The 22,048-nt window shown below is 36.6% G+C and carries 19 protein-coding genes; 9 read left to right on the top strand and 10 right to left on the bottom strand.

All coding sequences use genetic code 11. The annotated features are described in order from the left end of the window. The first annotated feature begins 236 nt into the window (after positions 1-236). From IGM13_RS13020 to IGM13_RS13010, 3 genes are all read left to right on the top strand, one after another. Positions 237-3,878, top strand: coding sequence for a hypothetical protein (locus IGM13_RS13020; protein ID WP_002419647.1), 3,642 nt, complete (start codon positions 237-239; stop codon positions 3,876-3,878). Positions 3,879-4,713: 835 nt separating this feature from the next. Then, on the top strand, positions 4,714-5,130 hold the full coding sequence (locus IGM13_RS13015) for a (deoxy)nucleoside triphosphate pyrophosphohydrolase (RefSeq protein ID WP_002381045.1): 417 nt from the start codon (positions 4,714-4,716) through the stop codon (positions 5,128-5,130). Further along, positions 5,123-7,999, top strand: coding sequence for a DUF3427 domain-containing protein (locus tag IGM13_RS13010; protein ID WP_002419646.1), 2,877 nt, complete (start codon positions 5,123-5,125; stop codon positions 7,997-7,999). The genes IGM13_RS13015 and IGM13_RS13010 overlap by 8 nt, the downstream gene beginning before the upstream one ends. 43 nt (positions 8,000-8,042) lie before the next feature. Here the strand turns inward: IGM13_RS13010 and IGM13_RS13005 are convergent, their stop codons facing one another. The 5 genes from IGM13_RS13005 to IGM13_RS12985 form a co-directional block, all read right to left on the bottom strand. Further along, positions 8,043-10,562: a sigma 54-interacting transcriptional regulator gene (locus IGM13_RS13005; protein WP_002419645.1), complete on the bottom strand. Its 2,520-nt coding sequence runs from the start codon at positions 10,560-10,562 to the stop codon at positions 8,043-8,045. A 147-nt stretch (positions 10,563-10,709) separates the two neighbouring features. Next, complete coding sequence (locus tag IGM13_RS13000; protein ID WP_002419644.1) at positions 10,710-11,537, bottom strand: PTS system mannose/fructose/sorbose family transporter subunit IID; 828 nt, start codon at positions 11,535-11,537, stop codon at positions 10,710-10,712. Beyond that, a complete protein-coding gene (locus tag IGM13_RS12995; RefSeq protein WP_002365419.1) occupies positions 11,534-12,349 on the bottom strand; it encodes a PTS mannose/fructose/sorbose/N-acetylgalactosamine transporter subunit IIC in 816 nt (271 codons plus the stop codon). The genes IGM13_RS13000 and IGM13_RS12995 overlap by 4 nt, the downstream gene beginning before the upstream one ends. 16 nt (positions 12,350-12,365) lie before the next feature. Next, positions 12,366-12,857, bottom strand: coding sequence for a PTS system mannose/fructose/N-acetylgalactosamine-transporter subunit IIB (locus IGM13_RS12990; RefSeq protein ID WP_002419643.1), 492 nt, complete (start codon positions 12,855-12,857; stop codon positions 12,366-12,368). Between the two features lie 12 nt (positions 12,858-12,869). Then, complete coding sequence (locus IGM13_RS12985; RefSeq protein ID WP_002419642.1) at positions 12,870-13,289, bottom strand: PTS mannose transporter subunit IIA; 420 nt, start codon at positions 13,287-13,289, stop codon at positions 12,870-12,872. A gap of 256 nt (positions 13,290-13,545) precedes the next feature. Here IGM13_RS12985 and IGM13_RS12980 point away from each other — a divergent pair, with 256 nt between their 5' ends. The 3 genes from IGM13_RS12980 to IGM13_RS12970 all read left to right on the top strand — a co-directional run bounded on the left by IGM13_RS12980 (position 13,546) and on the right by IGM13_RS12970 (position 16,406). Continuing rightward, complete coding sequence (locus IGM13_RS12980) at positions 13,546-14,481, top strand: ABC transporter ATP-binding protein (RefSeq protein ID WP_002354809.1); 936 nt, start codon at positions 13,546-13,548, stop codon at positions 14,479-14,481. Further along, a complete protein-coding gene (locus tag IGM13_RS12975) occupies positions 14,474-15,244 on the top strand; it encodes an ABC transporter permease (RefSeq protein ID WP_002354811.1) in 771 nt (256 codons plus the stop codon). Before IGM13_RS12980 ends, IGM13_RS12975 begins: the two co-directional genes overlap by 8 nt. A 187-nt stretch (positions 15,245-15,431) precedes the next feature. Next, complete coding sequence (locus IGM13_RS12970; protein ID WP_025188651.1) at positions 15,432-16,406, top strand: tRNA dihydrouridine synthase; 975 nt, start codon at positions 15,432-15,434, stop codon at positions 16,404-16,406. 55 nt (positions 16,407-16,461) lie between these two features. Here the strand turns inward: IGM13_RS12970 and IGM13_RS12965 are convergent, their stop codons facing one another. The 5 genes from IGM13_RS12965 to rpsN all read right to left on the bottom strand — a co-directional run bounded on the left by IGM13_RS12965 (position 16,462) and on the right by rpsN (position 19,694). After that, a complete protein-coding gene (locus IGM13_RS12965) occupies positions 16,462-17,997 on the bottom strand; it encodes a zinc ABC transporter substrate-binding protein AdcA (protein WP_002419640.1) in 1,536 nt (511 codons plus the stop codon). 20 nt (positions 17,998-18,017) lie between these two features. Beyond that, complete coding sequence (locus IGM13_RS12960) at positions 18,018-18,140, bottom strand: putative metal homeostasis protein (protein ID WP_002383181.1); 123 nt, start codon at positions 18,138-18,140, stop codon at positions 18,018-18,020. Between the two features lie 34 nt (positions 18,141-18,174). Then, positions 18,175-19,149: a CobW family GTP-binding protein gene (locus tag IGM13_RS12955; protein ID WP_002419639.1), complete on the bottom strand. Its 975-nt coding sequence runs from the start codon at positions 19,147-19,149 to the stop codon at positions 18,175-18,177. A 15-nt stretch (positions 19,150-19,164) separates the two neighbouring features. Further along, the gene (gene rpmG / locus IGM13_RS12950; protein ID WP_002354818.1) at positions 19,165-19,314 is read right to left on the bottom strand and encodes a 50S ribosomal protein L33; all 150 of its coding nucleotides are present in this window, start codon (positions 19,312-19,314) and stop codon (positions 19,165-19,167) included. Between the two features lie 110 nt (positions 19,315-19,424). Further along, the gene (gene rpsN / locus IGM13_RS12945; RefSeq protein ID WP_002354822.1) at positions 19,425-19,694 is read right to left on the bottom strand and encodes a 30S ribosomal protein S14; all 270 of its coding nucleotides are present in this window, start codon (positions 19,692-19,694) and stop codon (positions 19,425-19,427) included. A gap of 201 nt (positions 19,695-19,895) precedes the next feature. Here rpsN and IGM13_RS12940 point away from each other — a divergent pair, with 201 nt between their 5' ends. The 3 genes from IGM13_RS12940 (at position 19,896) to IGM13_RS12930 (ending at position 22,046) form a co-directional block, all read left to right on the top strand. Next, positions 19,896-20,294 (top strand): OsmC family protein, encoded by a 399-nt coding sequence (locus IGM13_RS12940; protein WP_002419638.1) that lies wholly within the window; start codon positions 19,896-19,898, stop codon positions 20,292-20,294. A gap of 361 nt (positions 20,295-20,655) precedes the next feature. After that, complete coding sequence (locus tag IGM13_RS12935) at positions 20,656-21,378, top strand: methionine ABC transporter ATP-binding protein (protein WP_002354824.1); 723 nt, start codon at positions 20,656-20,658, stop codon at positions 21,376-21,378. Then, positions 21,375-22,046 (top strand): methionine ABC transporter permease, encoded by a 672-nt coding sequence (locus tag IGM13_RS12930; protein WP_002368484.1) that lies wholly within the window; start codon positions 21,375-21,377, stop codon positions 22,044-22,046. Before IGM13_RS12935 ends, IGM13_RS12930 begins: the two co-directional genes overlap by 4 nt. Positions 22,047-22,048 lie beyond the last annotated feature (2 nt).

The raw sequence follows: 22,048 nt of genomic DNA, 5'->3' as shown, positions 1-22,048 counted from the left end.
AATGAGTTTAGCAAAAGAAGAAAAAAATTAAAACTGTAACTTAAGTAGGCAAACTGTAAAATGAATCAATTTTTTAGTTGATGTTATAAGGTTTCTGTTCAATGAAAATATGATAAACTATATTTTATAGGGAAAGTACACAATAAAATATATAATGATATAGAAATTTGTTACAAACGAAGTACTATGAGCTATTCCAGTAGCAGTTTTGATGTAGATAGATTAGGAGGGGGAAAATGTCAAGGTTGAATAGAATTCAAAATGAAATCAAACAACTAGAGGGAGGAAAATTTCAAAAATTATGTGATAGTTATCTTTATCGTAAAAGAAGTTGGGAAAATATCGTATCTCTAGGTTCTATGGAGGGGACTGATAAGACAACAAAAGGAATACCTGATACATACTTCTTTGATAATCAAATTAATAGATACGTTTTAGTTATGTATGGTACGAGAGCAGACTCTACAGCTAAGTTAGAGATAGATATTAAAGAAGCAATTGAAAAAACAAAAATTAGCAAAAAAGATATTCAAGAAATAATTTGTTGTCACACCTCTTCTAATTTAACTGTAGCAAAAGATAAAGAGCTCAGAGAGTTGGCTGGTTCAATAGAGCTAACTCTCATTGGTATAGATACATTATCCCACGACCTTCTTCAGTTTAAATATCAAGATATTACAAAGGAATTTCTTGGAATAATAGAATCAACGGAGCAAGTTTGGAATATAGAACAATTTATCTCCGTTCATGATAAAAGTAAAACTAATGCTCCTCTAAATACCTCTTATATTGATGAAACACAAACAATTGAAGAATTGATAGAAGGCCTAAATGATTATCAGATTCTTTTACTATCCGGAGTATCTGGAACGGGAAAAACGAAGCTAGCTATTGAGATATGCAAAAGATTACCTTTAAATAGTAATGTGATTTGTGTTAAAAGCAATAGTATGCCTGTTTATCAAGATGTTAAGGATGCATTAGATAGCAATAAAGTAAATTACTTATTTTTAGATGATGCCAACACGATCACTAATTTCGATGCAATTGTTAATTTGTTGAGATTAGAAGAGTATGAACAGAAGTTGAAAATTATTATTACTGTAAGAGACTATGCACTTTCAGGAATTATTAATCAGTTAAAGTCTTTTAAAACAAAAATACAAAAAGTGACTTTAATGAGTGATAAACAGATTGAGTTACTAATCAACAGTATAAATAAAGTTTCTACTAGTAACTTGAGAAAAATAATGAAATTATCTCATAATAATCCTAGAATAGCAGTAATTGCAGCTATCATGACGAAAGAAAAAAAGTATGAATTTATTGATAATGAAAAAGAGGTATTAGGTAGTTATTATAATCAAATTATCAAAGAAAATTCTCTTTCTCCAAATGAGAAAATCAGTTTGTTTATTTTGAGTTTTAAACATAAGTTGAATTTGACTGATAAAGAATCTTTGGGAGAATTGCTGAAATTTTTTAAAATAGATTTTGATAGCTTTTTACTTGCAATAAGGCAATTACACGATAAAGAGTTATGTGACATATTTCAAGATAAAGCGGCTAAGATCAGTGACCAAAGTTTGTCTGACTTTGTGATAATAGATTTTATTGCAGATAACAAAGTTTTTAAAGTAAGAGACTTTTTCATCAGTTTCTTCCCTGAAAATGCAAAAGAGATTGTTGAGATGCTTGTACTTGTTAATAATTTTAAATCCTCAAATGACTGGATAGATTACTTAACAGCTGAGATAAAGTATGTCTATAATGAAGGTATTATAGATGTGGATAAAGAACGTTTTCTAACACAATACGGGGTATTAATACCTATTGAAGCACTTGCCTATGTTAACGAAAAGATACAATCTGCTAACCCTAGTGAGTATCAAATATCTCAAAAAGAATTTGAAGAGAAAAGAAGAAGTAATCGAGTTGATGATCCGATTATTGAGATTCTTTGTTCATTGTCAAACGGTGAAAGATTTAATGATGCTGGTATACTTCTTATGGAATACTTAAAAAGGAGACAGGATAAAGTTTATGAAGTTTTTTCAGCGATCAAATCGAATTTTGATATTGAAGAGGATCGGAATTCTTATCTAGAAAAAAGATTTTGTATTTTTGAAATTTTCTCAAAACAAGAAACTATTAATGAACTAATGGCTTTGCTAATTGTTAACATTTCTGAGGAATTTTTAAAGTTTTCTGGGGAAAAAATTGTTCCCAATGGTCGAAGTGTAGTAATCAACCGCTATAAATTAGTTGATGGAGATTATTTAATTAAACTTCACAGAAAAATATTTGAACTGCTTTTTGAAGTTTACAATTTGAATTATGAAGAAGCAAATAACCACATAGATAAGCTATTATTTAATTACCCAGTATATGAAGTAAAGAACGGTTTTTTAAAAACTGTTAGTTCGGATTTAAAATGTATACAAAAACTATTTTTCAAAGATTTAAGTAAATTGAATATTAGGGAAGAAGCGATAGTATTTGAATTGGACTCAGAATCAAAGAACTTAGAATTAGAACCTCAGCTGTTTGTTGAATATAAACCATCACAAAGACAAGAAATTTACAAGATTTTTTCATCTAACGGGATTTATTATGAAAAAGAAGGATTCAACTATGAGGAATCTCAAATGTTAAGAGCGAAAAAATTAAAAGAAGTTTTTGATGAACACTCTGATGAATTATTGCAATTATTTAATGTACTTGCAGAATATCAATTAGATGAACTATTAAATAAACATGAAATGGAAGGATCCATATCTGTCTTGTATTCAAACTTAGGTATAGAAGACAAGGCCAAAATGTTAATGACTTTATTGAATAGTAATTTTACTTTTGCTTACCATAATTTTGACTATTACATGGAAAAATTACCATTTGAAAAAGGCCAAAATGTTTTAAATAGTGTTGAAAAAGAACTCGATGAAAGATGGTACCTTTCAAATCTGTTAACATGTAAAAGTATTAACAAAGATAGGATACAAGAGCTTATCTCATTTTTAAAGGAACTTAAAAATTATGAGAAAATAAATACTTTCAATATTTTATCATTTGAAAACTATATTGAAAAAGATAGAGCTATTTTAGATATTTTAAGGAATAAGTATGAAGAAGGAAAAATATTGGGACGGTTTTTCATACCTGTTTATGTTTTCAAAGATATTGCCAAAAGAATTATAAATATAGTGGGCTACAAAGAATTAAAAGAAATATATTTAGATGTTTTAGGTAGTGAAGAGGTGGATAATTCAGGAGAAATTTTCAAGAGTTTATTAGAAGAACAAGATGCTAATTTTATTTATTTATTCCTTGTGAAACTAAATACTTTAAGAAGAAGTTTAAGTTTTGCAAAATATGACATTCCATTAGAGCATATATGGACATCAGAAGCTGCAGAGGATGGGATTAGAAAATATCTAGACTTTTTAATTCGAGAAAATTGTGTGATTTATGTTGGGGTAGATCCATATTTGGAAGATATATTGAAAGCAAATACTGAACGTGCATCGGAGTTTATAAAAGCAGAAGTACTTGATACTGAAGATGAGAATAGATTAGTTAACTTGTACAATCTGTCTCTTGAAATATTTGATGATGAAATATTACTACATCTATTCGAATTGCTCAAAGATAAAGCTATTGATGCTCCTTTTTTTGAAAAATTGAATTTAACGATACGTACTAATAGTTGGTCAGGTAGTTTAGTTCCTTTATTGGATAAAGAAATTAATTTTTTGAATAGCTTGCTTGATATTTTTGAAGATATAAAATATATTTCTCATGCTTTAGTTATTACAACAAGGATAGATTCCCTTAAAAAGCGAAAAGAAAAAGAGCTTCTGTCAGACTATTTGGAATAAATATGTAGGTATGATACACTTTAAATCACTATTTTAGTTACTAAAAATGAACGATAAAAGCGTGAAATATATCTTCTGATTTTTATTTTATTATTGTTCTGATTTACGCATATTTTTGGGTACGTCTTGAGGTACAATGGTCTTAAAATGTGCTGAAATTCATTAAAATCGTACCTGTTGAAAAATTGTTCAATCTATTGCTGTTAAAGGATTCTCCAACTATTTCAAAATCTCTGTCACAGAACCAGGTCTTAAAAAAGCTCGTAAAGCTTCACAGTTCTCAAAACGTTAATTATTTGGAGTCGTTGCGAACGTGTTCGCTTACGAATCAATTACAATGTTTCAAGACACTTTCCATTTTTTGGAAGGTGTCTTTTTTTATGGTAGCGACAGTGTGTGTTCTGTCATAAACCAGTATATAAAAATTCACATACTGACAATATGTTTATCTTTCTTACCAAGAGAATAATTGATTCCGATTTCAGCAAGTATACTCATTACAAATAACGCACTTACGCAGATGATACATTTCTTTTTAGTTGATTTCCTCATTTTGATCGCCGCTATTTCTTTTTTCTTTGAATTCATCATACGTTTTTGGGAGATATTTCTTTATTAACTTTTTCTCTCTTGCGTTTTGGAGGGAGTAAGTTGCGGTTTTTTGAGAGATTAGTATGTTTAAACTGAAGAGTTATTAAATAATTAAAGTATAGTAAATCAAAAAACAAATATAATAAATGAAATTTACGCCACTAATATTGCAACCATAGCTTATTTATGCGATCCTAAATATAATAAAACTAACAAAATCAATTAGATTAGAGGGTTAAAATATATGAAAAAAGAAATTCACGTAGTAGGAGCAATCATAGTGGAGAACGGGAAAGTTTTGTGTTGTCAAAGAGGACCTGAACGTGCATTAGCAAATCTTTGGGAATTTCCTGGTGGAAAAATCGAGAATGGTGAGACGAAAGTTCAAGCGCTTGAACGTGAATTGCAAGAAGAATTAAAAATAGAAGTAACGATCGTCAAGGAAGAGTATGCTTTTTGTCGATATGAGTATGATTTTGGTTTCGTTAATCTAACTACATTTATCTGTTATTTAGAATCAGGTGAACCTCAGTTGACAGAACATCTACAAATTAAATGGCTAACGCCAAATGAATTAAACCAACTTGAGTGGGCGCCTGCTGATATTCCTACTGTGGAAAAATTAGTAGAAAAAGGTGTGGGAACTGAACAAAATGGATAATTTAGAATTGGCGTTACAAAAGGCATTTATTAATAAAGAAGCTCTAGGTGACGATCTTACACCTAAATTTATTGTGAACAATCCCAAAAAACATGATTATTTATTGAATACATTGAGTAAAGATTTGAAAAGCTGTAAGACTTTTTTTATAGCCGTTGCATTTATAACACCTAGTGGTTTAAATGCAATAAAAACACAACTGGCTGATCTGGCTTTGCGTGGAATCTCTGGAAAAATCTTAACATCAACATACTTAAATTTTAATGATCCACACGTATTTCGAGCATTGTTGAATATTCCAAATGTAGAAGTACGAGTTTCTAAAAAAGAAGGTTTTCATTCAAAAGGATATTTGTTTGAGATGGAGGATTATCAAAGCTTTGTTATTGGTAGTTCGAACCTAACAATGTCTGCTTTGAAACTTAACTATGAGTGGAATGTTAGATTAACTTCAAGAGAGAATGGCGAGATGGTTTCTTCTATTCAAAAGCATTTCATTCAAGAATGGCATGAGGCACAGTCGCTAACCCTAGAATGGGTAGAAGCATTTGAAAAAAATTATCATCCTATTGTTAATAGAAAGATGTTAGTACAAGATGTTTCTGAAAACGAGTGTTTAGATACGCAATATATTTTGCCGAACTCTATGCAGAAAGAAGCGCTTAGAAGTTTAAAATCGCTTAGAGAAACGGGCGCAGCTAAGGGAATGATTGTTTCTGCGACTGGTACAGGGAAAACGTATTTAGCAGCATTTGATGTGCAGCAATTCAATCCTAAACGTGTATTATTTATTGTTCATAGTGAGCTAATTTTAATGAAAGCATTAGAATCATTCAAATTGATTTTAGGTGGAAAAGATGATGATTATGGTGTTTTATCAGGGAATTCTAAGAATTTTGATGCAAAATATCTATTTGGAACAATTCAAACAGTATCTAAAAGTGAATATCAAGAGCGTTTAGGAAAAGAAGCGTTTGACTATATTTTGATTGATGAAGTCCATAAAGCTGGAGCGAAATCTTATATTAAAGCCATTGAATTTTTCAATCCCAAGTTTTTATTGGGAATGACGGCTACACCTGAAAGAACAGATAATTTTAATATCTTTGAGCTATTTGATTATAATGTAGCGTATGAAATACGTTTGCAAGCCGCTTTAGAAGCAGAACTGCTTTGTCCATTTTATTATTTTGGCGTAACTGATTATGAAAAAGATGGTGAAATCATTGATGAAACAACCGATTTAAAACGTTTGCTACAGGAAGAACGAGTTGATTTTTTAATAAAAAAAATTAACTATTATGGTTATTCGGGAGATAGTCCTCGAGGCTTGGTGTTTTGTAGTCGTAAAGACGAAGCAAGGCAGTTAGCAGAGATGTTTAACGATCGTGGAATTCCGAGTGCTTATTTATCTGGTGACCATAATTTTGATAAAAGAGAAAAGGAAATTAAGCGTTTAGATACTGGAGAGATTCATTATATCTTCACGGTTGATATTTTTAATGAAGGCATTGATATCCCTAAAGTAAATCAAGTAATTATGCTGCGAAATACGCAATCTAGTATTATTTTTATTCAGCAATTAGGTCGGGGGCTAAGAAAAGACCCATCAAAAGAATTTGTTACGGTAATTGATTTTATTGGTAATTATAAAAATAACTATATGATTCCTATGGCTTTATCTGGAGATAGTTCTCAAACTAAGAATAGTTTACGTCGCGATACAATTGATGTGACGTATATCAGTGGTTTATCTTCAATTAATTTTGAAAAAGTTGCTCGTGAACGTATCTTTAAATCAATTGATCAAGCTAAATTAGATGCAATGTCAGAACTAAAAGCTAGTTATTTTAAGTTGAAAAATCGGTTGAATAGGGTTCCTTACCTGAATGATTTTCAAGTGTTAGATGGCGTGGATCCATTGTTGATTATAGGTAAAGAAAAAACATACTATAATTTCTTGGAGAGAATTGGGGAAACAGAAGCTAAATTAAGTGAAGAAGAAAACGGTGCACTAAAATTTGTTTCTGTAGAATTGCTATCAGGAATTCGCCCGCATGAACTTTATGTTATTGAAGAATTTTTAATGACAGATAAAGAACAGTTATCTTTAGAGGAAATCACAGCGCTGTTTGATACGTTTAACCTGACGTATACGACAGATACTCTAGCATCTGTTGTTAAAGTCTTAGATTTATCTTTTTACGAGTCAACAATTAGAAAACGTTATTTGTTATCACAAATGTTTAAGATGAAAGAGAATTGTTTACAAATAACAGAAAAATTCAGAGAGTTTAAAAAGAATTCTTATTTTATCAATTTGATGTTAGATGTAATCCATACAGGGATTAACAAATCTATGGAGTATGATTTATCACAACCGTTAAATTTATACAAAAAATATCGTCGTAAAGATGTTTTACGATTATTAAATATGAATTTTAATCAAAATGAACAAAGTATTGGTGGATATACAAACAGTAACAATCATTTTGCTATTTTTGTAACTTTGGATAAAGGCAAAGATTTTAAAGCTGCACGTATTGCTTATGAGGATGAATTTATTGATGAACGAACATTCCATTGGTATACAAAAGCGCCTAGAAATCTACACTCACCAGAAGTTCAACTTTTGCGAAATCCTGGGGAATATAAATTTCATTTATTTGTGAAACGGAAATATAATCAAAAAGAGAATGAAACAGATTTCTATTATCTAGGCGAAGTAGTCCCTCTTCAAGAAACTATCCAACAAGTCGAAAAACAAGACAAAGAGGGTAAGAAAAAAAGCGTCGTTAAACTAGACTTTACCTTAGAAACACCTGTAGAACCTAATATGTATGAATTTTTAACGCAGAACACAAACTAAAAAAAGCCACTTTCCAGAGGAAAGTGGCTTTTCCCATCCCATCTCACCGAGAAGACAAAATTTCATAAATCACATAGAGTTCCCAGTTGGAAATCTCTATTCGATAAAACTGTTCTAGAGTATAGAAAATGTTTTTAGCATTTTGGAAAAATGGTTTTTGGTTAATGGTTAGTTCCTCAAGGTTAGCAGGGACTTCATAGTCTTCAACGCCGAGCATGGTTCGCTCTACCATGAGCGCGTTGTGCATCATTAAGTTAAATTTCATTTTGCCGCTGAGTGTGAGGTCGAAACGTTTTTCAATGTTTTTTGTAACGTTTTCGACTTGTTTAATAATAACGTCAGGATTTAGAAATTCTAGTTTTTCTGACAAGCCTTCTTTCGAGAAGAAGTGAACAAATTCGTTAATCATGCTATCAATGTTATTGGGATGCATCAAGTTTTGGAAAGGTTCCATCAACTGGGTTCCTGCATCTTCGTCTAACATGTCTAAGAGGTTCACGCTAGCAACATTCGTATGGTTGTCTAAGTAAGACGTCGTCAAAATGAGCGAGGTTTCTTTTAAATAATTTTCTTCGGCGTTGGCAATGTCTAACGTGTTTACCAAATCTTTGTATTTTAGAGTAATGACTTTAATATCAGTATACAGGTATTTTTGACAGATTTGTTTGATTTGCTTGGCAATATCCAGACCTGAAATACTAGAGACAATGATATTTTTTTCCACTGAAAAGCCTTCAAAGTACTGTACATCGGTTTTAAATTTTTTTTCAGCGGTTTTAGCAATACCATAGAAAAGTTGTTCGTTCATTAATTGATGACCAATTTCCAACGCATAGGCAGTGGTCAGGTTATTGATCACCAAAAGTTCTCCAAGAATTTGCGGTTTCAAACTTTTATAAAGTTGTGTCAGGGAACCCATATCGACGAGCATAATGACGCCTTGTGAAGTGTCCCGCTGAGAAAGCCAGTCTTTAACTTCGGCGACGATATCTCGGACGGAGGAGGTTAAGGGCATGTTAATCGCATCGAAAATATAGGTACCACATAATTTGTTGGCAACGGCTTGAATACTTGTGGCAGTCGATTCACCATGCGCCACGAGGAGCGCTTGGTAAGGAATCGTTTCAGAAATTTCTCCGCTGAGTAATACAGATAAGAGTACCTCTGTCAAGAAACGGTATTCTTCTGGCAGCGGACTGACTAAGTTTTTCACGAGGGAAACCGTTCGCGGATAGTGTTCTTTTAACTGTGTTTGGACTGGAAGGAGCACTGTTTCGTTAAATGTTGGCGGTAAAATTTTCAGCAATTTAGCAACATCTTTCATTGGTTTTTCAGTTTGCTCAGGTTGGTTAATAATTAGTTTGTTTTTGGTTTGGACTTCCGTGACTAGGTTTTGTAAAAAATAATCATTTTCCAAGGTTATTTCATCGTCTAAACAATATTTAATGAATTGTGTCAGTTCAGTTTTTAAGTGGGCCAGTGTTTTTTCTTTTGTAAATAAGGCTTCAAATGTTGCGAAAATATCGGAAGAAAGTGTGTCTTCTTCTAACACTTCTTTGTCTAAAGGAATCGTAATCATTGGTTGAGTCGCATCGCCAATGACGACGGGTTGATTGGGCAAAGTTTTTCGTAATTGCGACGCGCAAAGGAGCTGCACTTTGTTGGATAAACTTCCCACGTTGCCAGGTTCGTCATTTTCTAATAATGCCGTAAAGATTTCTTCGTCCACGTTGATGTCTTTGGTCATTCGTTTCGCTTCTCGGTGAAATAAGTTTTTCAAAATCGCAATCCGTTCTCGAATGGGGCGCTCTTTGAAGTTCGGAAGTGAGACGATTACGGAAATTCGGCGATAAAAGGTTGGTAATAAGACTTTTTTCGGGTTTTCGGTGGTCGCAAATAGTAGCCGGACCTTGGAATGCACCATTTTTCCTTCTTCACCAATGGGGCGGAAGGTTCCTGTATCCATAAACTGAAAGAGTTTTTCTTGGTTTTCGTTGGATAATCGATGTACTTCATCTAAAAAGAGTACGGAATTATTAGCTTGGGCCAAGAGTCCTTGTTTTTCTGATTCAGCCCCAGTGAATGCGCCTTTGGTATGGCCGAAGAGAATGGATGATAGCAATTCGGGATTGTTGGCATAATCGGCACAGTTAAAGGTGTAGAATTTTTCCAGGCCAATGATTTGTTCGTTTTTTAGATACTCATAAATCAGTTTTGCCAAAAAGCTTTTGCCGACGCCACTGGCTCCATGGATTAATAAAGGCATACCCAATGGGGGATACAACATAGCGGCTTTGCATTGTTCGATGGCTTTTTTGGCGCTGCCTTGGCTACCGATGTATTGTCGAAACACATCGGTCGTGGGGGTTGTTGCACGGGTTAATTGCCAATAAACGGGTTTTTTTCCCGTTTGTTGGACTTCACCTTTTTCCAATAATTTATTTAAGTATAAGCTGGTTACCGAGCGGCTTAATTGAATTTTTGTGGCAATTTCTTGTGTGCTCATCGGGGTGTTGCTGGTTTCTAAAATATCAACTAAGTGTTGGTAGGTCTCCAAGCGCATGATTCATCGTCCTTCCAAAAGAGAGGTCGGGACAGGGGTTGCTTCTGTTCCCGCCGTTTATCAGCTTTTAAGCCTGAGATAAAAATCACTTTGGATTTTTGTCTCAGGCTCTAAGTGTTTAATGATTAAATGTTTATTGTTTCAATTTTAACAGATGCCTAGTAATCCTAGCAAGATGCCTAAGAACATGATACCAAACATCACCACGTTAACATTGACTTTTTTGCGTAATAGCCAGAAAGCAAGTAACGTCACGGCTAATGGTACGATACCGACGAATAGTTGATCCAAATAGTCTTGGATTTTAACTACGTCTTCGCTTCCTTTAACGGAAACTTCAAGAATCGTTTTGAATTTTACATTTGAAGCAGTCATACTGCCCATCATCATTAAGCCTAGCATACTTGATACTTTTGTGAGTATCTTCATTCCGCCTGATTCGTACATTTTTTGGATAAAACTTTCACCGATTGAGTAGCCGCTATACAACGCATAATAGTGAATTAAGAACGCAGGGACGTTGTATAAAAGTAAGAAGACAATCGCCCCTAATGGCGAACCAGTGCTGGCTAATGAAATCCCAATACCGGCAGCAATGACACGCAAGATTCCCCAGAAGAAGGAATCACCGATGCCTGAAAGTGGCCCCATTAGTGAGGCTTTAACTGCTGTAATAGAGCTAGCATCAAAGTTTTCGTCTTCACTGTTTTGTTTTTCCATCGAAGCAACGAGCCCCATGATGAAGTTATTGATATGCATGGTTGCATTGAACCAAGTGGTGTGACGCACTAATGCCTCGGCCCGTTCTTCTTTGATTTTATAAAAACGATTGATAACTGGGAGTAAAGTGTACATGACACCCACTGCGTGGTATTGTGTAGCTCCTGTCCGGCTAGCATTCATCGTCCAAGACCGCCAGAAAACAGAGCGCATCATTTTTTTCTCTTCTTTAGATAAATTCTCTTTTAACTTCATGCGAAAAAGTCCTCCTCTTCGATTTCTTTCGCGCTGCCTTCAACCGCAGAAGACGCCGCAGGTTTTCTTTTTAGAATGTCGCGAAATTCTACATCCCGTTGGGCACTCACGACACAAATTACTGTCCCGATGACCGCCACCGCAACGGCTGGTAATTGTAGGTACGCGGTTAAAACAAAGCCTAAAATGTAAAAGACGGCTAATTTATTATCCCATAATAGTTTCATTAACATGGCAAACCCAACGGCAGGTAAAAGTCCGCCAGCTGCGCTTAAGCCGTTCATCAAATTTTGTGGAATACTTTCAACAAACAGATTTACTGGCCCGCTGCCTGCTAAAATTCCGATAAATGAAATCGAAGCGATGATTAAATAATAAATAATCCACGTTCCGTAATGCAGTGTCACAACCATTTTTTGGTTGCCTTCACGTGCTGCTTTGTCAAGAGAAGGAGCAAAGATATTCATAAAGACATTTTTTAAAAACATCACCACGAAAGCGGCTAACATCCCAATTGGTACGGCTAACGTCATGGCGGCTTTTTGTTCGACATTTGAAATAATTGCAAACGTTGTGGCTAAAGTAGTCGCAGTTACAGGTTCCGCTGCGATAACACCACCGATATTAACATTTCCTAAGAAAATTGCTTCCAAAGAGGCCCCCATTAGAACCCCTGTTTTCATGTCGCCCATTAAAATTCCTGTGACTAATCCAACGACTAAGGGACGTTCCATCATACTTTGACCAGTTAAATAATTCCCAGCAAAACAGATAAATACAGCTAAGGCTGCCATTGTTGCATGCATAAGCATTGTTCATTTCCTCCTTTTAATTGACGGCTTGTTTTAGACTTAATTTTGAGTTGGTTGGCAGTACTTGGTTATAGCTTTCCACGTGAGTCAAACTGGCTAATTCTTTGGCAGCTTCTAACTCTTCAGGGTTTAATTGGACACTTGGGAAAACCAGTGTTTTGGTGGCTGGATCTGATTTATCAAAGCGGCCAGCGTTGGCAACATTCACACTTTCAATATCTGTCACGTTTTTCGCAATTTTAGTAGCATCCGCTACACTGTTCACAATTACAAAAATTCGTTTGTCTTTACCACGAGGATCATTGAAGACATCAATCGCATCATCGACTGAGCGAATTAATAGTTTCATGCCATTAGGGACAGCCATTTTTAACGTCATTTGCATTACTTCGTTTTTGGCTGCTTCATCATTCGCTACAACTAATAAGGGGGCATTCAATTCTTTGGTCCAAACTACGGCTACTTGGCCGTGAATTAATCTGTCGTCTACTCGTACTTGTGTAATCATTTTAATTTCCTCCTAAAAAAAGTTTTCTTCTTCATTTGATGGGTTTAATTCAACGAATTGAATTTGTGCTTCAACAATTGCTGCTTGAATATCTTCTTTGGTTAGCTTTTCGCCTTCTTTTAAGAAAATCAGAGACAAAGCAATGGCTAAGTTGGCATTGGAAATGATAAAAACATTGTCTGGTTTTGTCGTCATGACTTCTTGAACAATTTTTTGATTGACACTACCACCATATAAATCTGTTAAAATAATAGCTTGTTCTTCTGTGCCAAGGGACTGAAGAAACGTTTGAATAATTGGCGTGTAGTCCTCAGGAGTCACATAGGCATTGATGACCGCCAGCTCTTTTCCTTTGTCTGCGAGAATATCCAAGGAACTTTGGAAGCCTTTCGCTAAGTTTCCGTGACTAGCAATTAAAAATTTTCTTTTCATTCTTTTCACCTCACTTTTATATAGAGCAAGTTCTGTGCCAAAAAAGAGAACTCTAAATCCTTGATTTGAAAGGGTTTTGACGCTCTTGAAACTGTTTAAACAGTTTCAAGTCAAAATAAACACGTTATTCGTTGGCTAGTTTGTTGTTGAAAAATAGCTAAGCAAAACTGTGAAATTTAATCAAAATAACCCCCGTTTTTATCGAGAAGTGTTACAATAATATTCATGAATATTTATACATTAAGGAGAGTTACGAATGACTGATGCTCTTGTGATACAAGATTTACGCAAAGTGTACGCTTCAGGTGTTGAAGCGTTGCGGGGGATTGATTTAACAGTCGAAGAAGGCGATTTTTATGCTCTTTTGGGACCGAATGGCGCAGGAAAATCAACGACGATTGGGATTGTGACCTCGTTAGTTAATAAGACTTCGGGGAAAGTCAAAATTTTTGGGTATGATTTAGATACGGAGATGGTGCGGGCGAAGCAACAGATTGGGTTAGTGCCGCAGGAGTTTAACTTCAATCCGTTTGAAACGGTCCAACAGATTGTGGTCAATCAAGCGGGCTATTATGGGGTGTCTCGTAAAGAAGCCATGAAACGGAGTGAAAAGTATTTAAAACAATCCAATTTATGGGAAAAACGGAACGAGCGGGCTCGGATGCTTTCTGGCGGAATGAAACGTCGCTTAATGATTGCTCGCGCGTTGATGCATGAGCCGAAGTTATTGATTTTAGATGAACCAACTGCAGGTGTCGATATTGAATTGCGCCGTGAAATGTGGGCCTTTTTACAAGAGTTAAATGCGCAGGGAACCACGATTATTTTGACGACCCATTACTTAGAAGAAGCTGAGATGTTGTGTCGCAACATTGGGATTATTCAGTCTGGTGAATTGATTGAAAACACCAGCATGAAGCACTTGTTAGCAAAATTACAATTTGAAACGTTTATTTTTGATTTAGCACCTTATACGCAGGCGCCTGTTATTGAAGGCTATCAAAGCGTATTTGAGGACGAGTTAACGTTAGCGGTGGAAGTGGAACGAAACCAAGGAGTCAATCACTTGTTTGAACAGCTAAGTCAACAAGGAATCAAAGTTTTGTCAATGCGGAATAAGTCCAACCGTTTGGAAGAGCTCTTCTTGAAGATTACTGAGGATACGTACCAAAGGGAGGATCAACATGTTTAGTCTGTATTTTACTGCTTTAAAAAGTTTAGCTGTGAAGGAAACCAACCGTTATTTACGGATTTGGGTCCAAACACTGGTACCGCCAGTGATTACGACGTCCTTATACTTTGTGATTTTTGGGAAAATGATTGGCGGGCGAATTGGCGACATGGGCGGTTTTTCTTATATGGAATTTATCGTGCCAGGTTTAATTATGATGTCAGCCATTACAAGCTCGTACGCCAATGTTTCGTCTTCCTTTTTCTCACAAAAATTCCAGAAAAATATCGAAGAAATTCTCGTGGCGCCAGTTCCAACTCATGTGATTATTTGGGGATTTGTGATTGGTGGCGTTGGTCGTAGTATTTTGGTCGGTGCGTTAGTCACCATCATTTCTCTATTTTTTGTCCCATTGCACGTTGTTTCTTGGCTGATGGTCATCATGACTTTATTGATGACAGCGATTCTTTTTTCTTTAGCTGGTTTGTTAAATGGTATTTTTGCGCAATCCTATGATGATGTATCGATTGTGCCGACCTTTGTGTTACAGCCTTTAACCTATTTGGGTGGGGTTTTCTATGCCATTTCCATGTTGCCGCCATTTTGGCAAGCTGTCTCAAAAGTTAATCCGATTGTTTACATGATTTCTGGGTTCCGCTACGGTTTCCTAGGGGTTCAAGATGTGCCAATTGGTATTTCTATGACCATTTTAATCTTATTTATTGTCGTTTTATATGGCATTTGTTGGTACCTTGTAGAAACAGGGCGTGGCTTACGTAGTTAAGCCGTAAAAAGATTAAACTGTCTGAATCACTCATTCTAGCGAGCAGATTCAGACAGTTTTCTTGTTTCTAAGTATGCTTTTTTGATTCTTCGTGTATTTCCCTGTATAATAGCAATGTTTCGCACCAGAATATGTCGACAAGTTGTCGTTGAAAATAAAGAAAAAATCAGAAACGGAGTATATGAAGATGAGCAAGAATTTTTGGGCAACATTGCCAAAGCCCTTTTTTGTTTTAGCACCAATGGAAGACGTCACTGATGTGGTCTTTCGTCATGTCGTGAAAGAAGCTGGGGCACCAGATGTGTTTTTTACAGAGTTTACTAATTCAGATAGTTATTGTCATCCTGAAGGAAAAGACAGTGTGCGCGGGCGCCTCGTTTTTACAGAAGATGAACAGCCAATGGTGGCACATATTTGGGGGGATAAACCGGAATTTTTCCGTGAAATGAGTATCGGTGTAGCGGAGATGGGCTTTCAAGGATTAGACATAAATATGGGCTGTCCTGTGCCCAACGTGGCTGAGCGTGGAAAAGGCAGCGGATTAATTTTGCGCCCAGAAGTCGCGGCTGAATTGATTGACGCCGCCAAAGCAGGTGGCTTACCTGTTAGTGTCAAAACACGCATTGGGTTTACTGAAATGGCGGAAATGGAGGCGTGGATCACGCATTTATTAGAGCAAGACATTGCGAATCTATCCATTCATTTGCGAACACGAAAAGAGATGAGCAAAGTGGATGCCCATTGGGAGGTCATTCCGCAAATTATGGCTATTCGGGACCGTGTCGCACCGCAAACGACAATTACGATTAATGGGGATATTCCCGATCGTCAAAAGGGCCTAGAATTAGCAGAACAATATGGTGTAGATGGCATCATGATTGGTCGGGGGATTTTTAAAAATCCTTATGCCTTTGAAAAAAAACCCAAAACACATACGCCACAAGAATTACTGGGCTTGTTACGTTTACAATTGGATTTGCAAGACAAGTATGCAGAATTGGTGCCTCGCTCCATCGTTGGGCTGCATCGCTTCTTCAAAATTTATGTCAAAGGCTTTCCAGGTGCCAGTGATTTAAGAGCACAATTAATGAATACAAAATCAACGGATGAAGTGCGCCAGTTGTTAGCGACGTTTGAAGCAGAACATGGTGTGCTTGACTAAATAAAAAAAGAGAGGAGGTAGCATTAGCTAATGCTATCTCCTCTCTTTTGAATGTTTAATGCGCAATCATTTCTTGGGCAATTTCTTGTTTGCTTAAGTCGTTTGGATAATACGTTGGCCAGTTGTCCATTTCATTGAACAGACTTTCTTGGCTATCGCCGCCGAAGAAGATGTGGAAATGAGCGGCTTTCGTTGGTGCAATGTTGTGGTCGCTAAATTGGACGTATTTAAACCGTCCAGCATTGGCATCGTCTGTTTCAAAAAGGAAACGGACGCCACGGTTGCCTTTTGCATAGTTTAAAATTTTATAACCGGCTGCTTTATAGGTGAATTTTTGTGGTTTGCCATCGACCAGAAACTCCATGGTGGAATCAGTGATGTTGATGTGGTCGACATCGGTTTGATAGCCGGCATCATAGTAGGTTTTGTATTCGGCTGGTGTTTTATCTTTTTTCAGTTTCGCTTTGTAATCGAAGACTTGGTCTAATGTGCCATCTTTTAATAAAGGATAGACGGATTGCCAATTTCCAGCGTAATCTGCCAGTGTTCTCTCAGCCACCTCACTGTCTTTGAAATAGCCGTTAGCCACGGTTTTTTCTGTTTTTTCAGAGGTTTCTGGCTGAACCTCTTTCCCGGCTGTATCTGTTGTTTTTTTCAAAGCAGTTAAGTTTTCTTTCATTACAGAAAGATAATCTTCGCCATTGTCCATTTGTTTTTGTGTCAAACTTTCTAGCGGGTTTAGGACTTCCAATTGAACATTCGCTTCGTCAGCTAACGTTTTAGCAATTTTATCGTTGGCATTTTTTTCAAAATAAATATAGCGAATTTGGTTGTCTGTGACATATTTTTTCAACTCTGCCAAGCGCCCTGCTGTTGGCTCTTGTTCAGGTGTTAAACCAGCTATTGGCACTTGTTTTAAGCCGTAATCTAAGGCAAGATAACCAAATGCAGCATGTTGGGTAACAAAACTTTTTTGCTTAGCGTCTTTCAAAGCTGTTTGGAACTCTTTGTCTAAGGCTGTTAATTTTGTTAAGTATTTTTCTGCGTTTGTTTCAAATGTTTTGGCTTTTTTAGGGTAAAGTTTGACTAATTGTTCTTTGATGTTTGTAACTTCTTGGATGGCACGATGGGGCGAAACCCAAGTATGCGGATCTAATTCATGGTGGTGGCCTTCTTCGCCATGTTCGTGGTCATGGTCGTGTCCGTCTTCGTCACTGCCAGGAAGTAAGACCATGTTTTCGGTACCTTTAATGACGTTCGGGGCTCCTTTTTTCCAGCCTTTAGCAGCTTTTGGTACCCAAGATTCCATATTTTCATTGTGGTAAACGAAAACATCCGCATCATGGATGGTAGCCATATCTTTGGCGGATGGTTCATAATCGTGGGGTTCAGAACCAGCAGGGATTAACAATTTGACGTCTCCTTCATCGCCTACAATATTTTTAGTGAAATCGTACATAGGATAAAAAGTCGTGACAATGGATAGTTTTTCTTTACCGTCAGCTGTTTTATCAGAGGTGTTTGTTTTGCCGCAAGCGCCGAAAAGGATTAGCGATAAGGCGGCTAACAGGGGAAGAGTAAATTTTTTCATAGGTGTGCTCCTTTAGTGAATTACGCAATTTTCTTTTGTTTATTGCGCTTATGTTCTTTAATGATTTTAAGTGCGCGTTTTCGTGTTTTGATGTTGGGACTTTTCAGTCGACGATAAGCACTAGATAAGTCAGTTTTTTCCATTATATATAGGACCTCCATTTCGTAAAAAAATAATTTACGGAGTAGCTATTTTGTTGAGGTTTTGAAAGGTTTCTTGAATTTTTTTTGTCTCTAATTCTTTGCCAATCAGAACAATTGTCGTTTCTTGAGGGGGTTGATTCGTCATTTGAAAGGCCACTTGCTGGTTGACGCCTTGCATGGCAATGGCCAAGTCATGCTCCTGTAAGGCGAGAATCCCTTTGAAACGGTATAACTTTTCTTGATGCGTATACATTAACCAATCAAGCCAACGAGTGAAAAGAGGTTCGTTGAGGGCTGAGGACGCCGTTAGCGTGAGGGAGTGAAAGGTATGGTGATGATGCTCGTGGGCGTGCTCATGCGGGGAATGAGTCATTTCGTGTTCTGTAAGTGTTGCCGTAAACTTATTTAATTGAAAAAAGTCACTAGCCAAAAGGGGCTCGTTGGCTTGAAAGGATAAAATATCAGCAAAAGGATTAATGGTACGAAGGGTTTCTTGGAACGTTGGTAGCTGAGTGATGTCTGCTGGTTCCTTGACAGAAAAAAAGAGGCGATCTGCTAAGGCCAGTTGTTTGATGGCTTCGGTTTCTTGAAGTTGCTGTTGCCAATGATGCCCATCAACGACCGTTAAGAGACTGTCTATATAGAAATGATTTTTGATGTGCGGGGTCGTTAAAATTGTTTGAATGATTGGTTGCGGATCAGCAATGCCCGTTGTTTCTAAAATGACTTGGGCAACGGTTTGTTGTTCTTCTTGGTACACTTCTAAGATTGCTGATAAAGAGGCAAGAAGATCTCCTCGTAAGCTGCAACACATGCAACCATTATTTAATTGAATAATTCGTTCCGTGGTTTGTAAAAGTAATGCGTGGTCAACGCCTGTTTGACCAAATTCATTTTCAATAATAATAATTTCTTCTTTAGGAAACGGTGATTGCGCAAGCGCATGGTTAATTAAGGTTGTTTTTCCTGCGCCTAAAAAGCCAGAAACAATGGTGATTGGAATGCCCATCAAGTTTTCCTCCTGTTATTTGACTTCAGTGAAAAGTGCACGGCGCCGTAATTTTGGTGAATATTTTTTCAGCTGTAATTTTTCTGGTGTATTTCGTTTGTTTTTACTTGTTAAGTAAAGGCGCTCGCCAGTTTCAGCGCAAGCTAACGTAATGGTTTGGCGCATAGTACCGTCCTCCAATTTGATTTTTTTAATTGCGTATAAAAGATAAAGGGGGCTGCGAGGTCAGCCCAAAGGCGACTGTCCTCGCTAGTTGTCTTTATCGAAATAATGAGTTACCAGCTTGCTTTTTTGACGCCAGGAATCAAGCCTTGGTGAGCCAATTCACGGAAACGAATCCGAGACATGCCAAATTTACGCATGTAGCCACGTGGGCGCCCATCTGTTTGATCGCGGAGTTTTAAGCGACTTGGATGAGCATCTTTTGGCAATTTGCTAAGACCTTCATAATCGCCAGCTTCTTTTAAGGCTTGGCGAATAGGCGCATATTTTGCAATCATTGCTTGTTGTTTTTTTGCTTTAGCAATTTTTGATTTTTTAGCCATAAGGCACTTCCTTTCTTTTTGGATTTATAAAATCTAAATCGTAATGGTTACGATTTGAACGGAAGTATATTATCAGGTGTTGCGTTGTTTGTCAAGTGAGAATTTCGTTTTTTTTTAGGACTTGCTAAGTTGAGAAGTTAGAAATGTTTGTTTTAGCGCTGTTTTGTAGTATCTTTTAAGAAAGAGTAAAAAGGAGTGGAGATGGCAATGGTAGAACGTTTGACGATTATTCGTGGTGTGGAAAAATTTGAATTACAAACGAAAACAGCGCGCTGGGTGTTAGCAAAAGAAGAGGGATACTCGCCAGTTCAAATGCTCGTTTCGGCAATTGGCGCTTGTGGGGGGTACGTGTATCAATCCGTTTTGGAAAATTCGCACATTCCCTTTGAGTTTGAAAAAATAGAAGTCACGTATTCAAGAGAAATAGAGAGACGCGCACAACCATTAAAACAGGTGACGATTCTCTTTTATGTGTCTGTTCCAGAAGCCTTTCAAGCACGGGCGACACGGTGTTTGAAGCTTGTCTCCCCAAACTGTCCAGTGATTCAATCATTGGCTGAAAGAATTACTGTCGAAGAAACAGTTGTCTTTAAAAAGTAAACCATTAGAGACATTATCGTTACGAGCGCTTTTCCCTTTTTGGATGCCTCGTTTCTGAGAATGTCTTTTTTTAGAGGAGCGTGGGGAAATAGCTGTAGAAACAGGAAATTTTTAATTCATTTGTACAAAATAATACAGACAAAAAACAGATAGTGTTTTTTTCACAAATAAAAAGGTTGCTTTTTTTTCTGTTTTAGTAGATGATGTAAGTAGTTACATCTCTGATATAACGCTGTTTTTCGAAACGTGTGTTATTTTTTAATTCGTAATAGTTTTTTTAAATCGTTTCACAGAATTACTTTAATTGTTATACAGTTTTTTTAGTTGTTATAGTTTGTTTGTCGGCCTTTAGGAGGTAATCATGATTGAGTTAGTGAATGTGTCGAAAGTCTATCAAGAGACACACGCGTTAAAAAATATTCACTTTTCTGTCCAACCAGGAGAAATCGTTGGGATTGTTGGGAAAAGTGGCTCTGGCAAGTCCACGTTGTTACGTTTGTTGAATTTAATGGAACAACCGAGTGAAGGGGAAATTCGCATTGATGGCAGGAATGTTCAAACCTTCTCTAAAAAAGAAGTTCGCCAGCAGCAACAACAAATGGGGATGGTGTTTCAGCATTACAATTTGTTAGAAAATTTGAAAATTTATGATAATGTTGCGTTGCCTTTGAAACTTTTAAAAGAGAAACAGCCTGAAAAAATTGAGCGTTTATTAACGTTTGTTGATATGGCCCATAAGGCAGAAGCGTATCCTGCTCAGCTTTCTGGTGGGGAAAAACAGCGTGTCTCTATTGCTCGAGCGTTGAGCCGTAATCCAAAATGGTTATTATGTGACGAGGCAACGAGTTCATTAGATGAAGAAAATACAGAAAGTGTCGTTCGACTATTACATAAGACGCATCAGGAATTCCGACCGACTATTTTCTTTGTCAGTCACGAATTAGAAACCGTGAAGCGCTTATGTAATCGTATCTTAGTGATGGAAAAAGGTCAGTTAATTGGCGAATTTCTGAATAATCCTCAGCAATATGAGGAAGAACCGCTTTCCTATTTAGAAAAAGTGGAAAGGAGTTTGCGCCCATGACTTTTTCAGAAACCTTTGCCGAATATTGGCCATCTATGCTGGTTGGTTTAAAAGAAACAGGGATTATGATGTCGATTTCGATGGCTATCTGTTTGCTTGTCGGCTTGCCATTAGGATTAGGACTATTTTTGGCTAATCCGAAAGTCAAAGGACATCAACCTTGGCTATACTGGGTTTTAAATTTCATTGTAACTGTTATTCGCTCGTTTCCTTATTTATTATTTGTGATTGCGTTGATTCCAGTTACTCGTTCTGTTTTAGGAAAGGCGTTTGGCCCAATTCCTTCCTCTGTGCCATTGAGTATTGTTGCGATCGCGATTTTTGCTCGCTTGGTTGAACAAGTGCTGTTGGATGTTCCAGAAGAAATTTATTTTTTAGCTAATTCGTTAGGTACCTCGAAAGTCCAATACATTTGGCACTTTTTATTGGTGGAAGCACGTAGCGGATTAGTCCTTGCTTACACAACCACGACAGTGAGTATGGTTTCATATTCCACGGTGATGGGTGTTGTTGGTGGCGGCGGGATTGGCGATTTTGCAGTTCGTGTCGGGTATCAACGGTATGAATACGGTATTATGTATGTTGCCATTGTAATTATGATTGCACTGGTCTTCATTTTACAAATGCTTGGGAACTTCATTGCCCAAAAACTAGACAAAAGAAAGTAGGA

This window comes from Enterococcus sp. DIV0561, from assembly GCF_050539875.1.
In the GTDB taxonomy this organism is placed as follows: Bacteria; Bacillota; Bacilli; order Lactobacillales; family Enterococcaceae; genus Enterococcus; species Enterococcus faecalis.
This window is presented reverse-complemented; position numbering and strand designations above follow the sequence as displayed.